12 protein-coding genes are annotated in these 13921 nt (G+C 70.3%); 5 read left to right on the top strand and 7 right to left on the bottom strand.

The features are described from left to right. The first annotated feature begins 169 nt into the window (after positions 1 to 169). The 4 genes from OG883_RS27635 (at position 170) to OG883_RS27650 (ending at position 5955) form a co-directional block, all read left to right on the top strand. A complete protein-coding gene (locus OG883_RS27635; protein WP_266549498.1) occupies positions 170 to 2428 on the top strand; it encodes a lipopolysaccharide biosynthesis protein in 2259 nt (752 codons plus the stop codon). A gap of 91 nt (positions 2429 to 2519) precedes the next feature. Then, positions 2520 to 4367, top strand: coding sequence for a glycosyltransferase (locus OG883_RS27640; protein ID WP_266546039.1), 1848 nt, complete (start codon positions 2520 to 2522; stop codon positions 4365 to 4367). Next, a complete protein-coding gene (locus OG883_RS27645; protein WP_266546042.1) occupies positions 4364 to 4867 on the top strand; it encodes a hypothetical protein in 504 nt (167 codons plus the stop codon). The genes OG883_RS27640 and OG883_RS27645 overlap by 4 nt, the downstream gene beginning before the upstream one ends. Before the next feature lie 74 nt (positions 4868 to 4941). Beyond that, entirely contained in the window at positions 4942 to 5955 is a 1014-nt protein-coding gene (locus OG883_RS27650; RefSeq protein WP_266546045.1) for a glycoside hydrolase family 26 protein, read from the top strand. Between the two features lie 97 nt (positions 5956 to 6052). Here the strand turns inward: OG883_RS27650 and OG883_RS27655 are convergent, their stop codons facing one another. The 5 genes from OG883_RS27655 to OG883_RS27675 all read right to left on the bottom strand — a co-directional run bounded on the left by OG883_RS27655 (position 6053) and on the right by OG883_RS27675 (position 11342). Further along, positions 6053 to 6865, bottom strand: a complete 813-nt coding sequence (locus tag OG883_RS27655; RefSeq protein WP_266546048.1) for a polysaccharide deacetylase family protein — start codon at positions 6863 to 6865, stop codon at positions 6053 to 6055. After that, positions 6862 to 8406 carry a glycosyltransferase family 2 protein gene (locus OG883_RS27660; protein WP_266546050.1) on the bottom strand — a complete coding sequence of 515 codons (1545 nt, stop codon included), beginning with the start codon at positions 8404 to 8406 and terminating at the stop codon, positions 6862 to 6864. Before OG883_RS27660 ends, OG883_RS27655 begins: the two co-directional genes overlap by 4 nt. Before the next feature lie 52 nt (positions 8407 to 8458). Beyond that, positions 8459 to 9529, bottom strand: a complete 1071-nt coding sequence (locus OG883_RS27665) for a GNAT family N-acetyltransferase (RefSeq protein ID WP_266549501.1) — start codon at positions 9527 to 9529, stop codon at positions 8459 to 8461. A 325-nt stretch (positions 9530 to 9854) separates the two neighbouring features. Then, positions 9855 to 10790, bottom strand: a complete 936-nt coding sequence (locus OG883_RS27670; RefSeq protein WP_266546053.1) for a hypothetical protein — start codon at positions 10788 to 10790, stop codon at positions 9855 to 9857. A gap of 144 nt (positions 10791 to 10934) precedes the next feature. Continuing rightward, positions 10935 to 11342, bottom strand: coding sequence for a MerR family transcriptional regulator (locus OG883_RS27675; protein WP_266546055.1), 408 nt, complete (start codon positions 11340 to 11342; stop codon positions 10935 to 10937). A gap of 49 nt (positions 11343 to 11391) precedes the next feature. Here OG883_RS27675 and OG883_RS27680 point away from each other — a divergent pair, with 49 nt between their 5' ends. Continuing rightward, positions 11392 to 12276, top strand: coding sequence for an NAD(P)-dependent oxidoreductase (locus OG883_RS27680; RefSeq protein ID WP_266546057.1), 885 nt, complete (start codon positions 11392 to 11394; stop codon positions 12274 to 12276). A 323-nt stretch (positions 12277 to 12599) separates the two neighbouring features. On the opposite strand, the gene OG883_RS27685 is transcribed toward OG883_RS27680, so the two are convergent. Together OG883_RS27685 and OG883_RS27690 are read right to left on the bottom strand one after the other, a co-directional pair. Further along, a complete protein-coding gene (locus tag OG883_RS27685) occupies positions 12600 to 13169 on the bottom strand; it encodes a MepB family protein (protein WP_266546059.1) in 570 nt (189 codons plus the stop codon). Next, positions 13166 to 13909: an aspartate/glutamate racemase family protein gene (locus tag OG883_RS27690; protein WP_266546061.1), complete on the bottom strand. Its 744-nt coding sequence runs from the start codon at positions 13907 to 13909 to the stop codon at positions 13166 to 13168. Before OG883_RS27690 ends, OG883_RS27685 begins: the two co-directional genes overlap by 4 nt. Positions 13910 to 13921: the final 12 nt, after the last annotated feature.

Here is a 13921-nt window from a genome sequence, read left to right on the forward strand (position 1 = left end):
GCAGGTCGACCGCCGGAACCGGCCGCCGACGGCGGCGCAGGTCGACCGCCGGAACCGGCCGCCGACGGCGCGGGGCGGTCTCCGGGGCCGGGCGGGACCGGTGTCTGATACCGCACGGCTGCACAAGCCGGATGCCTCCGCCGCCCCGCCGCCCGCGGCGGACGGTGCGGTGACCTCCACCGCCGCCAGCGGCGACTCGATGTTCCGCAACGCCTACGCCCTGATGCTCTCCACCGGCGTCTCCGCCGCGCTCGGCCTCGGCTTCTGGCTGGTTGCCGCCCGCTACTACACCGAGCAGGCCGTGGGCGAGGGCTCCGCCGCCATCGCCGCCATGCGGCTGCTCGCCTCCCTCACCGCCACCACCATGATCGGCGCGGTCGTGCGGTACGTGCCCCGGGCCGGCCGCGCCACCGGGCCCCTGGTGTGGCGCGCCTACGCGCTCAGCTCGCTGGTGGTGTGCCTCGCGTCCGTGGCGTTCCTGTTCACGCTCGACCTCTGGGGGCCTTCGTACGCACCCCTCGGCGGGCTCGGCGCCGGTCTGATCTTCACCGCCTCCTGCGTCGGCTGGGCGCTGCTGACCCTCCAGGACGGGGTGCTGACAGGGCTGCGCAAAGCCGTCTGGGTACCGGTCGGCAACGCCGCCTTCTCCATCGGCAAGCTGCTGCTGCTCGCCGTCTTCGCCACCGCCCTGCCCGTACTGGGCATCTTCGTCTCCTGGGCCGCGGCCATCGCCGTGTCCGTACTGCCCCTCGGCTGGCTGATCTTCCGCAGGCTCATCCCCCGCCAGGCCGCGGCCGACCACGACCGCGAACCGCTGCGCATCCGCGAGATCGGGCGCTTCCTCGCCGGGGACTCGGTCGGCTCGCTCTTCTCACTGGCAATGATCAATCTGCTGCCGGTGATGGTCGCGGTCCGCTTCGACGCCGCGCACAACGGCTTCTTCTACATCGCGTACACCGTCGGCGGAACGATGGAGTTCATGGCCATCAACATGGCCTCCTCGCTGACCGCGCACGCCTCGCACAGCCCGGAGACCCTGGCCGCCGGGGTGCGCGGCGCGCTGCGCAGGATGAGCGTGCTGCTGGTGCCCGTCGTGCTGTTCCTCGTCGTCTTCGCCCCGCAGATCCTCGCCCCGTTCGGCGACGACTACGCCGCGCACGGCACCACCGTGCTGCGGCTGCTCGCCGCCGCAGCGCTGCCTCGGGTCGTCGTCGAGCTCTACATCGGGGTCCTGCGGGTCCAGGGACGTACGGGCATGCTCGCCGCCCTCCAGGGCACGATGTGCGCCCTGGTACTGGGCAGCGCGGCCCTGCTGCTCGGCCCCACCGGGATCTCCGGGGCGGGCCTGGCGATGCTGCTCTCGATGTCGCTGACGGCCCTGGTGGCCGCGCCGGGGCTGCGCGCCGCGCTGTCGGGCCGCGAGCCCCGGCAGGCCTGGTTCACCAGGCTGGTGCGGCACCGGGGCGCCGAGGTGGAGGAGGAGTACGGCACGACCTGGGCGCGCCGGGCCGCCGAGCGGCGGGCGGAGGCAGCGGCGGAGTACGCGCGGGAGTACGGGACGGACTGGGCGCGGCAGACCGCGTATCTGCGCGGGGTGCACGAGGACACCGCGACACCCGCCTTCGGCTTCCCCGTCTACGTACAGGAGCGGACGGGGCAGGAGGGACCCGGACCGAAGGGGACGGGGCAGGAGGGGCCTGGACCGGAGGGGTCCGGAGACGACCGGTCGGGAAGGGAGCGGACCGCGGACGGGGAGGCCGGCCGGCCGTCCGTCGACCCGGGCGAGGGGAGGCTGGCCACCGCGCTGTGGCTGCTGCTCGGACTCGCCGCCGGGCTGTTCTGGATTCCGCTCTTCCAGGCCCCGGACATCGCCCCGGGCCCCACCATGGAGCAGCTCTCCGGCTCGCAGCTGCTGCGGGCCCTGCCGCCGGTCACCCTCACCGCCGGTGTCCTGCTGATCGTCGTCCACAGCGCCGCCGTCTCGCTGCTGCGCCCGCGCCCGGTGCTGCTCGGCGCGGGGCTGCTGGTCACCTTCGCCGCGCTGCACACCGCGCCCGCGGTGCTCGGCTGGGAACCGGAGCCCGTTCGGGGCGCGTGGTACGAGTCACTGGCGAGCTTCCTCGCCGTGGCCGCCGGTCTCGACAGCCCGGACCCACTGCTGCGCTGGCTGCCGACCGTGTTCCAGCTGCTCTGCCTTGTCGCGCTGTTGCCGATTCTCGGGGCAACCCGGCTGCCGGTGGCGGCGCAGTGGGGTGCGCTGTGGCTGCTCGCGGTGTGCGGCTGGGCCCTGCAGAAGCACCTCGCGCCCGCTGCACTCCCGCTTCAACTGGGCCTTTCCTGCGCGGCGTTGACGCTCGTACTCATCCGACATCGCAGCCACACCCGCAGCCACAAACACAGCCGCAGCCGCAGCCGCAGCCGCGAATGACGGCGGCGTGCGGCCCGTTCCACATCGGCACAGATCTGATCCACCAGGGGGAAGCGTGCAACAGCCAGCCACCTCAGCAGCCGGGAGACCTGTGGCCGCCCCCGACCAGCAGCCCGCCAACGATCCCGCCATGGATCTCGCCGACCTGCCCGGCCCGGACCGCGGCCGCTGGGCCGGGCCGCTGCGACTGGCCGCACCGCTCGCCGCGGCGCTCGCCCTGTGGACGTACGCCATGGTGCGGACCGACACCACCGCACTCGGCGCGTTCGGTCTCGTCGGGGCGCTGCCCGTCGTGTTCTGGATCGCGCTCGCGCTGCTGACGGCGGGCTTCTGGATCTGTGTACGCGACCCGCTGCGCAGCAACGGATGGCCGCTGGCGTACACGGTGGGACTGATCGTGCTGGAGCGCGCCACCCAGGCCGTCGTCTATCCCACCCCGCTCTACTCCTGGGCGTGGAAACACGACGCGGTCATCGAGCATCTGCTCACCGCGGGCGGGCTCCAGCGGGGAGATCAGCTCGGCGACATGGCCGTGTACGACCAGTGGCCCGGGTTCTTCGCCGCCCAGGCCGCACTGGTCCGGCTCACCGGGGTGGAGAACGCGGCGATGTTCATGGCGTGGTGGCCGCTGATCTCCAGCCTGATGCTGCTGGCGCCGCTGCTGCTGATCTACCGCACCTTCACCCAGGACCGCCGCCTGATCTGGACCGCGGTCTGGCTCTTCTACGTCGCCAACTGGGTGGGACAGGACTACTTCTCGCCGCAGTCCCTCGCCCTCGCCCTCTATCTCGGCGTGATCGCGATCGTGCTGCGCCGGGGCGAGCGTCCCGTACGCGGCAGAAGGCCGCGGCAGGCGCTGTGGACCGTACTGCTCATCCCCCTGATCACCGCCATCGTCATCTCCCACCAGCTCACGCCGGTGATGCTGATCGCGAGCCTGGCCGCGCTGTGTCTGACCCGGCGCTACCGCGACTGGACCCTGCTGGTCACTCTGCTGCTGGTGTTCCTGGCATGGAACCTCACCGCCTCGCTTCCGTTCCTGCGGGAGGCCGTGCCCGAGATGGTGCGTTCGTTCGGCGATGTGAGCGGCAATCTGGAGACGGGGTACGGGTCGACGCCGACCGGCACCGGACCGGTGATCGTCTCCTGGGTGGCCCGGCTGTTGTCGGCGTCCGTACTGCTGCTCGCCGCGATCGGTGTACTGCGCCGGCGTGTGCTGCGCCACCGGGCCCGGCCACTGCTGTTGCTCGCCGCCGTGCCGCTGCTGATGCTGGTGGCCAATGACTACGGCAGCGAAATGATCTTCCGCGTACTGCTGTTCATGCTGCCCGGGGCCTGCTTCTTCGCGGCCGCCGCGCTGCTGCCCGACGTACGGCCGCTGGCGGCGGATCCGGACGGCGCCGGGGCCCCGCGGCCCGCGGTCGGCCTGCGCTTCGCCGTGCTGCCAGGTGTGGTGCTGCTCGCGCTGACCCCGGCGTTCGTGCCCAGCTACTCGGGCAAGGACCGGCTCAGTTACTTCCCGCCGCAGGAGGTCGCGCTGGTCCGGCAGGTCTTCGACCGGGCGCCCGAGGGCTCTCTCGTCGTTGCCGCACATCGCAACTACCCGCTCGCATACGCTTCGTACTGGAATGTGCAGCATTACTGGTTCCTCGACGACGCGAAGAGCCATGTCGAGGAGATCCTGAACGACCCGGCCGGCACGCTCGCCCGGGACATGGCGGCGGTGGAGCCGCCCGCCCGGGCGTATCTCCTGCTCACCCAGGGCCAGATCGCCAACTCCGAGATGAACGGCATGCTCACCGCAGACCAGTTGCGGAGCGTCGAGAGATCCGTCGCCGCCTCGCCGCTCTTCGAACAGGTGGGCCGCAACGACGCAGGTGTCATCTACGAACTGAAGCGCACCGGCAGTTCCACCAGTTCCACGGGGAGGACCCCATGAGACCCCAGACCCTCGCGATCCGGCTGCTGCCACCCTTCGCGGGCTGGGTCGCCATCGGTGCGACCGTACTGCCCGCGGGCTCGGCGCTGCGGGCCGCGCCCGTCGCCGTCTTTTTGCTCGCCGGCCCCGGCGCCGCCGTCCTGCGTGTCTGCGCACCCGCCCTGGGAGCCCATCAGGCCGTCGGGCCCGCGGAGAGCTGGGACCACGGCTTCGCACGGGACTCCGACCGCATCGAGCGGCTCCTTCTGATGATCTTCCTGAGTGTGAGCGCGACGCTCGTCTGCGCCACCGCGCTGATGGCCGTGCATGCCTTCAGCGGGCAGCGGGTCCTGGTGCTGCTCACTCTGCTGACGATGCTCGCCGCCTGCTGTCCGCCGCTGCCCGGCCGGGCACGGACAGCACGCGCGCCCTCGCCGCCTCAGCCACAGCAGCCACAGCAGCCACAGCAGCCACAGCAGCCACAGCAGCCACAGCAGCCACAGAAAGGCTCACCTCTGTGACGTTAACCCGACGCCCCGGTGACGGGGCGCCAGGCATCCATCGCAGGCCGCGCGACCGCCGCCGGCTGCTGGCCGTGTCCACAGCCGCTGTCACAGTGCTGCTCGCCGGCGTACTCGCCCTGCAGAAGTCGTCGGGGTCCGACCCCTCGGCGCACAGCGCGGAATGCCGGCCCACCGAACTGCTCGTACCGAAGTGCGGCGCCTGGTTCGGTGCCTATGTACGGCACAGCAAGCCCGACCTCGAGGAGAAGGTCCTCGCCTACGAGAAGCGCATCGGCCGCACGCTGGACATCGTCTACGCGTACCACGACATGTCCGTGGACGACGGTCTGGAGGGAACACTGCTGACGGAGCAGGAGCAGCGCGTCGGAAAGGAGCGGATGCTGCTGCTGTCCTGGGAGAGCAAGTGGTGGAACGGCACCCCGGCCCAGCAGCCCAGCTGGAAGCAGATCGCCTCGGGGGCACTCGACGAGACCGTCATCGACGTCCAGGCCGAGCGGATCAAGAAGTACGGAAAGCCGCTCTTCCTCTCCTTCGACCTGGAGATGGACACCCGTACGCCGGACAACGGCACACCGGCCGAGTACGTCGCCGCCTACCGCCACATCCATGAGCGGTTCCGCGAGCTGGGTGTCACCAATGTGGTGTGGGCTTGGGTCATCACCGGCTACACCGGTCACAGCGAGCTCTTCCGCAAGCTCTATCCGGGAGACGCGTACGTCGACTGGATCGGCTACAACCAGTACAACTACTACCGCTGCCACAAGGCGAAGTGGCAGAGCTTCGAGCAGACGCAGACGGCGTCGCACGACTGGATCCGCAAGAACCTCTCCGACGACAAGCCGCTGATGCTCTCGGAGTTCGGCACGGCGGACGATCCCTCGAAGCCGAAGGCACAGGCCGAGTGGTACGAGGAAGTGCCGCGTGTGGTCAAGGAGCTGGACGGCGTACGGGCCGCGCTCCAGTGGAACTACCGCGACCCCGGGCCGGGGTGTGATCTTGCGCTGGCCAGGGACGAGTCCTGGAAGAGCCTGCGCAAGGTCGCGGCCGATCCGTACTTCAACCAGCCGCGGCCCCGAGGAACCTGAGGAAGATGCCCGGTGTGCGCGGGCGGCCCCCGACGGCGCCTGGCCCGGGTCCGTACGGCCTAAGGTGCCTGGCCCGGGTCCGTACGGCTCATGGTGCCTAGCCCGCGAACACCGGGCCCTTCACGGCCGCGCGGGCACGCCGGTACAGCCGCCAGCCGATCGTCGGCAGCGAGTCGGGGAACGGTGCGACGGGGGCGCCCCCGCCCTCCATCCATGTCTCGATGTCCGCCACCGTGTGGCTGCGGCGCAGGATGAGGCGGGCGATGCGGTACGCCTGGTCCGCCTCCGAGCTCAGGGCGTGCCGCACGGCGGCCGCGGACGCATAGCCGGCGCGGGCTGCGGCCCTGCGCACACCACGGCTGTTGTAGCCGTGCGGATAGGCGAGGTGGGTCACCGCGTGGCCGAGGACGTCCTCGAGCACCGCCTTGGGTTCGGCCAGTTCACGGCGGAGTGCCTTGGGCGGAAGGGTGTCCAGCTGGGGGTGGGTGACGGTGTGCGCGCCCACCTCCATGCCGTACTGCTCCAGCAGCGGCGTCTGGGAGAGGGTCATCATCGGCGCGGGCGGCAGCAGGCTGCGCCGGCCCGGGGTGATGGCCCCGGTGGTGAGGTAGACGGTGGCGGGCAGTGCGCGGGAGGCGAGCGCCTCGGCGGTGGGGCCCGGGAGATCGGCGAAGCCGTCGTCGAAGGTGAGGACGACGGGGTGGGGCGGGAGCGGGCCGCGGCCCGCGAGATGGTCCACGAGCGCACTGATGGTGACCGGGGTGCGGCCGCTCGCCACGATCGCGTCGAGCTGGGCCCCGAACTCCTTCGGGGCGACGGCGAATTCGGCGATCCAGTCGGGGGGATCGTCCATCACCGCGTGGTAGAGCAGCACGGGTATCCGGGGCACCGTCGTAGCGTTGCCTCTCATCTTTCCTCCCACCTCTCCCGGCTTTCCCGCTTCTCCTGCTGCTCTTCCTGTCGCCATTCCTCCCGCTGCGGGCTCTGTTCCCAGGGAGGCCGTACGCCGCGTACCCGTCGACGCGCCTTCGCATAGCCGAGCGGCCCGGCCAGCATCCCGCGCCGCTCCAGCCGGGAGAGCTGGCGCGGCCACGGATATCCCTGCGCCCCGTGTGCGCCGGGCACCGACGCCCCGCCCGTCTCGCGGTGGGCGGTGATGGTGCGGGCGTGGGCCAGGCCCTGCGGAAGTTTCTTCAGGAGCGCGGGCAACAGGGCGGGCCGGCGCACCAGGATGGCGGTGAGGTAGGCGGTGAGGCCCGCTCCGTATCCGTACGCCTGGTTCTTCAGGTCCTGCCAGGTCTCGCGGTGGTGGTGCCAGACCAGCGCGTCGGGCGTGTAGCGCAGCCGGTGGCCGGCGGCGAGGACACTGACGAAGGCGTACAGGTCGTCACCGCCCCTGGCCGGGGTTCCGGTGCCGGTGGCGGGGTCGAAGCCGCCCATCTCGCGTAGCACCGTGGCCCGGAAGGCCATGTTGGCGCCGGAGCCGAAGCTGCCTGCGGTGAACGGGAAGAGCGGCTCGTCGGCGGGCGGGTGCGCGGGGTCGTAGCTGCGCGGCACGAAGCCCTTGGCGAAGCCGCCGTGGCTCTCCAGGAGGATCTGGGCCGGGGTGCGCAGCCGGGCCGGAAGGATCAGTCCGGTGGCACAGCCGAGGCCCGGGTCCTGCGCGAACGGCGTGGTCAGCGCGGTGAGCCAGTGCGGGTCGGCGACGACGTCGTCGTCGGTGAAGGCGATGAGCGCGCCGTCGGCGACGGCGATGCCGCGGTTGTGGGCGACGGCGAGGCCGGGCACGGGCTCGCGGACGTACCGGACGCGCTTGCCGTAGCCGCCGTACTCGCCGTCTCCGCCATGCTCTCCGTACCCGCCGCACTCTCCGTACCCGCCGCACTCTCCGTACCCGCCGTACTTGTTCTCGACGAGGTCCTGCGTCGCGCCGGTGACGGGCGCGTTGTCGACGACGACGATCTCGAAGTCCGGGTGGTCCTGGGCGAGCAGCGAGTCGAGCGCGCGGGCCAGCTGGTCGGCGCGCTCGCGGGTGGCGACGACGACGCTGGTACGGGGCAGATCGCCCGGCGGGGCCAGTACGGAGTCCTGTGGCCGCCGTGGGCCGGGGGCGTTGGCGGCTGCTGCCCGGTGGGCGGCTCTCCCGACGGCAGCCGAGGGTGCGGGCGGCTCGTAGTGCGCGAGCTCGCTCCGGGCTGCCGCGGCGACGGCGGCCGCGGGGTCCTCGCCCGGCGGGACACGGCAGACGACGGTGGCGACGGGCCGGCCGCGCAGACGGACGAGGGCGTAGACGTCACCGCCGGGGACGGCGGGGCTGCCGCCGTCCAGGGCGGGGCCGAATTTCAGGACGGCGCCGCCGGGCCCGTCCAGGTCCAGCTCGGCGACATGAATCTCGGACCGCATCCCGGACAACTGCGGAATGTGCGGCGTTCCCTGCGGTGTGCTGGGCATGCGACTCCCCCACTGACGTGGATGTTCCGGGTGCTCCGGTTTGCTGGGCTGTTCACTGGCCCCGCAATCTGCCCACCTGGTTCAGGGTCTTCTGCGCGTATCCGGCCAGCCGCGGCCGGCTGCGTACGAAGCTGTGCGCGCGGCGCGCGGGCTCGCGGCTCAGCCAGTACAGGGCGGCTCGCGCCCCCGGCCGTACCGAGGAGCCCTCGTGGACCCGCAGCTCGCCGGTCTTCAGCGCGTCCTTGTACTCCGCCGCCCCGCGCCCCAGGTCGAGCATGCCGATGCCCTCGCCGGCGGCGGCCTCGGCCATCCGCAGATGCAGGATCAGACCTGGTGAGTACGTGGCGAACTCGGGGTCGTACGCGGGAAACCAGCAGGACAGCACGGTGCGCGAGCGCAGACCGAAGTGTGCGGCGACGGGCTTGTCCGCGGCGTACAGGACGGACAGCACTCCGGAGCAGCCGGAGGTGCGTGTCACGTGCAGCCGGCGCACCAGGGTGCTGATCCACTCCTTGGCGAAGCGGTCCCGGCGGCCGGTGCGGCGGTACTGCGCGGACTTCCACTCCATGAGCGTGCGCAGGGCGGCCGGGTCGCGCTCGTCGAAGACGAACCGCACCTGGCCGGCCTGCCGCCCCAGCTTGCGCTCCTTGGCCAGCGTGGTCCTGAGGAACTTGGGCGACTGCGTGCGCAGTACGGCCTCGTACGCCGCGTATCCCGCGCCGATGTCGATGACGGGAGAGCCGAACTCCTCGGCGGAGTCAGGCCGGAACACCGCCTGGCCCGCTTCGAGATTGTCGAACTCCCAGGTGGACAGCGCGCAGGCGCGGAGCAGTTCGTGGGGCGTGATCGTCAGCCCGGCCCGCAGGACGGCGCCCTGGCAGTCCGACACCCCCATGCCGATGGCGCGGCCGTGGCCCAGCGGCCCTCGTTCGTACGGGAAGAAGCCGGCCGGTTCCCCGTCCTCCCACAGCACGGCCACTCTCGCGGCGGGCCGCACGCGGCCGACGGTGAGAGTGAACTCCGGCTCCATGAAGGGATTGGCGGGCGCACCGGTTTTGGCGCGCAGCTCCCGCCAGGCTTCGATCTCTCCCTCGCCCAGCTCATCCGGTTTCACCACACGAATGCGTACACCGCTCAACTCGACCCCCCGGTCATGCCCCGTGAGCTGTTGCTCGAGCCGCTGCTCGAGCCGCTCCCTGAGCTGTTCCCTGAGCTTCCCCCGGACAGGACGCTACCGGTCGATATCCCGACAGGGTAGGGAGCGCCGCCCTTCTTGTGACCGATCCGTGAAGGAGCCGGAAAGGGGCGAGATGGGTGGTGTGCGAGTGACGGCTGAGGCAGGAGGCGGTGGAGTGACAGGGGTCTCGATCGCCGCGGTGCACCTGAGAGTTGCCACGCTGTTCGATGGTGCCCCCACTTGTGATCTCGGTGCGGGGCGAGGAGATCCTTCAGATCTCGGTTACGGCCTGACCTTCGCTTTCGTAGCTTTCGAACCAGTGGGTGTCGAAGTATCGGGCCGTCGAGAACGGGTGCTGCCGGTCGGTGAGCATGCGGTAGACGAACTCGGCAGTCGTCTCGTCGAACCGCTGCCACGAGTCGGGGATGTCCTCCTTCACGAGGATGGGCCACCTGTCGGGGTCCGGGTCCTCGGTGAGCCAGTAGAACTGGTCGGCCTGCTCGGAGCCAGCCCACTCCAGCAGCCCGCCGGGGACCGGGTACACCTCGTACGGCTCCCACAGGCCGCTGCGGTGCGTTGTGGCCCACTCGCCCAGCCACTCGGTGTGCAGGACGATGTCATCGCTCTTGAAATCGGCGTTGGGTACGTGGAATTGGAGGTAGCCGTCGAACGCGCCGTGCCCGAACACCTCGACGAGCCGCTTGTAGTCACCGGGCAGCGCGGTCCCGATCCGGGTCTCGACCGCCGCCCAGTCGACCGTACGCACACGCGTTGTGTCCCATCCCGTGACGGCGACGACCCCGTCCACCCAGGACGTCACCTCCGCCAGGTCCGCCGCCGGATCCTCCCGCTCCGCGACCAGCGCCACTATGCGTACGCCGTCGTCGTAGCGGGCTGTTCCGCAGCCGATCCATCGGCCCGCGTGCGCCCACGCGCGCATCTCCACGATCCGATCGCCGAACGGGGCCAGGAGCGGAAGCCCGGTCCGGTCGTTCACGGTCGGATCGGCGAACCCGCCCATGGCCAGGGTGCGCGGCCGCCCGTACCGTCCGCTGAGCGCCTCCTGGAGCACGGAGAGATTGTTCTCGTCCGAAGGCGCCAGGCATACGTGTCCTGCGGAATGTCCTGCCTCGTCACACGCCAGATCGCCCGTGCCCGGCCAGGCCAGGTGGTGGACGGCCGAGAGAAGCTCTTCCTGTTCATCCATGGCGCACATTGAAACGGACGCGACCGACATCGACGTGATGTGGCGGGCAGGCCGCTGGGGGAGTTGCGGGCGATACGGCTTCCGAAGGGGCCGACGGGGGTGCTGCTGGTCGAGACGGTCCGCAAGACGGGACACCCCGGCCGCTCAGGCGGGGACGGGCTCCAGGTCAGCATCCTCAAAGGGCGGATAGCTCTCGTTGCCCATTCGCTCGGCCGCATCGATGTAGTCGGCGAGAGCGTCGCGGGATTGAGCGAGCCTGTCCATCTGATCGTCCAGTCGCTGCAGCCGTGACCGCATCGCGGTCAGCAACTCGAGACACCCGGGCAGCTCCGGGGCCTCGCCGACCGCACAGGGCAGCAGGTACGCGATGTCCTCGGAGGACAAACCGGCACCGAGCAGGTGCCGGATCTGCTTCACCCGCAGCACGGCGTTCTCGTCGAACTCGCGGTAACCGTTCGCGCCGCGGTCTGCCTCCAGCAGGCCCTGGGCCTCGTAGTAGCGCAACTGATGGGCGTTGACGCCCGTCCGACGACCCAGTTCCCCGATGCGCATCGAAACCTCACTTGACCTTCAGACCGGTATCAACGTTGACGATGCTGCCATGAACAACACACCCGAAACACCCGTGACAGTCATCGGACTCGGACTGATGGGCCAGGCACTCGCCGGCGCGTTCCTGAAGGCCGGGCACCCCACAACCGTGTGGAACCGTACGGCCTCCAAGGCCGACCAGCTGGTGGCCGAGGGTGCACAGCTGGCACCAACGGTTGGCGACGCGCTCACGGCAGGTTCCCTGACGATCATCTGCGTCACCGACTACCAGGCCATGCACGAGCTGCTCGGTGCGAGCGATACCGAGCTGGACGGCACGATGTTGATCAACCTGACCTCGGGCGACTCGGCCCAGGCCCGGGAAGCCGCCCAATGGGCCGAGCAGCGCGGCGCCCGTTACCTGGACGGCGCCATCATGGCCATCCCGTCGGCGATCGGGACCGCCGAGGCGGTGATTTTGAACAGCGGGCCGCAGTCCGACTTCGAGGCACACAAGTCAGCACTCGACGCGCTCGGCACCGTCACCCACCTCGGTGCGGACCATGGGCTGGCGTCGCTGTACGACGTCGCGGGCCTGGCCATGATGTGGAGCGTCCTGAACGCCTGGCTCCAGGGCACCGCCCTGCTCAGGACGGCCGGTGTTGACGCCACCACGTATGCGCCGTTTGCGCAGCAGATCGCTGTCGGTGTGGCCGCATGGCTGCCCGGGTATGCCGAGCAGATCGACAACGGATCTTTCCCGGCCGAGGTGTCGGCCCTGGAGAACGACGCGCGGGCGATGGCACACCTCATCGAGGAGAGCGAGGCGGTGGGTGTCAACGCCGAACTGCCGAAGCTGATCAAGGCGATGGCCGACCGCTCGATCGCCGCCGGACACGGTGGGGAGCAGTATCCCGTGCTGATCGAAGAGTTCGGCAAACCCCGCAACGACTGACCGATCCCGACACCGGGCTCTGGCTTCGGGGTTTCGCGCGGCGGGCTGCCCGGATCGTGATCACGAACGAGGAATGCCTCTGCCCAGCGAGAATTGAGGATTGCCGAGGTCCTTGTTCGCGCGTGGTCCGGAGGCACTTTCCAGGTGAAGCAGCGTTTCGGCTCCTACCCGGCGCAGCACTGGCCCTGGACCGATGTCATCACCGCCGCGAGAAGCCGGCGCCCACCCGTCGCGACAGCCGGGCCCCCCGCCTGCCCGCACCTCTATCGACACGGGGGAACGGGCCACCAGCAGAGCTGATGACCCGTCACGAAACATCGAGGCTAGGGGTGATAGAGCGCTCGGGAACGGGCAGTGTCGACCGGCCCGTCCTCATGAACAGGCAGGAAATACTTCACCTGCCACGCCTGCGTACTGCCGGCTTGGCGGCTGGTCGTCGTCACCCACGGTGGATAGACGCGGAATGCCCGTTTCCCGCCGGAACCATTCCGCGACATGATGCCCCGCTCGCAGAGCACGTCCCGCGGAAACACGAACTGTCCGAAGTGGTGGCCGTCACGCGTGCTGACGACGACGATGTCGACGGGATCCTCAGCGTCGAAGGGCTGAATCGGCCCACCCGCGGACCGCTTCCACACCGTCACGAACTGGCCGACCTTTGTCGGGGTTGTCTTGGCTGCACGGAACCTGACGCAGAGGCCGTCGAGAGTGAATTCGTACGCCCCGTACTCGGCGCTCTCCACCTCGGGTACCGGCCGTGAACACGTGAACCCGCTCGGGTCGTACACCAGCGCCTTCGCCGCGAGAAGGTCACCATGGACCGGCTCCCCGCGCGACCAGTGCCCGGGATCAGCAGCACAGACCTCGGAGGCATCCCCATCTTTCGCAGTCATTGCTTCATCCTGTCATCACCGGGGCTGTCGCTGTGTCGCGCACTCAACGCGGCATGCAACGCGGCATTCACGGCGGCCTCGGCGTGCAGCCGGGTCGTCGGGAAGACCGGCACCGGGCTGTCCTTCTCCCCGATCAGCAGCTCGATCTCGGTACAGCCGAGCACGACGCCTTCCGCCCCGGCGGCCACGAGCCGGCCGATGACGTCCTGGTAGGCCGCGCGGGACTCCTCCCGTACGACACCAAGGCACAGCTCCTCGTAGATCACCCGGTGCACCAGGGCACGCCCCTCGTCGTCGGGAGTGAGCACCTCGAGGCCGTGTCCGGCCAGCCGGTCCCGGTAGAAGGCCTGCTCCATGGTGAAGGCGGTCCCCAGCAGCCCGACGCTGGTGAGCCCCCGCGCCCGTACGGCATCGGCGGTGGCGTCCGCGAGATGCAGCAGCGGCACGGAGACGGCCGCCTCGACCTGACCCGCGACCTTGTGCATGGTGTTGGTGCAGATCAGCAACAGGTCCGCGCCCGCGGTCTGGAGACCCCTGGCGGCCTCGGCGAGGATCTCGCCGGCACGCTCCCACTCGCCGGCGACCTGGAGCTCCTCGATCTCGGCGAAGTCGACGGAGTGCAGGATGCACTTGGCGGAGTGCAGCCCGCCGAGCCGTTCGCGTACGAGCTCGTTGAGAAGCCGGTAGTACTCCGCGCTGGATTCCCAGCTCATGCCGCCGATCAGCCCGATGGTTCTCATCGCCCCACGTTA

The organism is Streptomyces sp. NBC_01142 (genome assembly GCF_026341125.1).
Taxonomy (GTDB): Bacteria; Actinomycetota; Actinomycetes; order Streptomycetales; family Streptomycetaceae; genus Streptomyces.

What these genes read in the sequence shown, in the direction of transcription:
- OG883_RS27645 (WP_266546042.1), top strand. Translation starts at nt 4,364, where the DNA reads ATGAGACCCCAGACCCTCGCGATCCGGCTGCTGCCACCCTTCGCGGGC.
- OG883_RS27655 (WP_266546048.1), bottom strand. Translation starts at nt 6,865, where the DNA reads ATGAGAGGCAACGCTACGACGGTGCCCCGGATACCCGTGCTGCTCTAC.
- OG883_RS27660 (WP_266546050.1), bottom strand. Translation starts at nt 8,406, where the DNA reads ATGCCCAGCACACCGCAGGGAACGCCGCACATTCCGCAGTTGTCCGGG.
- OG883_RS27670 (WP_266546053.1), bottom strand. Translation starts at nt 10,790, where the DNA reads ATGGATGAACAGGAAGAGCTTCTCTCGGCCGTCCACCACCTGGCCTGG.
- OG883_RS27675 (WP_266546055.1), bottom strand. Translation starts at nt 11,342, where the DNA reads ATGCGCATCGGGGAACTGGGTCGTCGGACGGGCGTCAACGCCCATCAG.
- OG883_RS27680 (WP_266546057.1), top strand. Translation starts at nt 11,392, where the DNA reads ATGAACAACACACCCGAAACACCCGTGACAGTCATCGGACTCGGACTG.
- OG883_RS27685 (WP_266546059.1), bottom strand. Translation starts at nt 13,169, where the DNA reads ATGACTGCGAAAGATGGGGATGCCTCCGAGGTCTGTGCTGCTGATCCC.
- OG883_RS27690 (WP_266546061.1), bottom strand. Translation starts at nt 13,909, where the DNA reads ATGAGAACCATCGGGCTGATCGGCGGCATGAGCTGGGAATCCAGCGCG.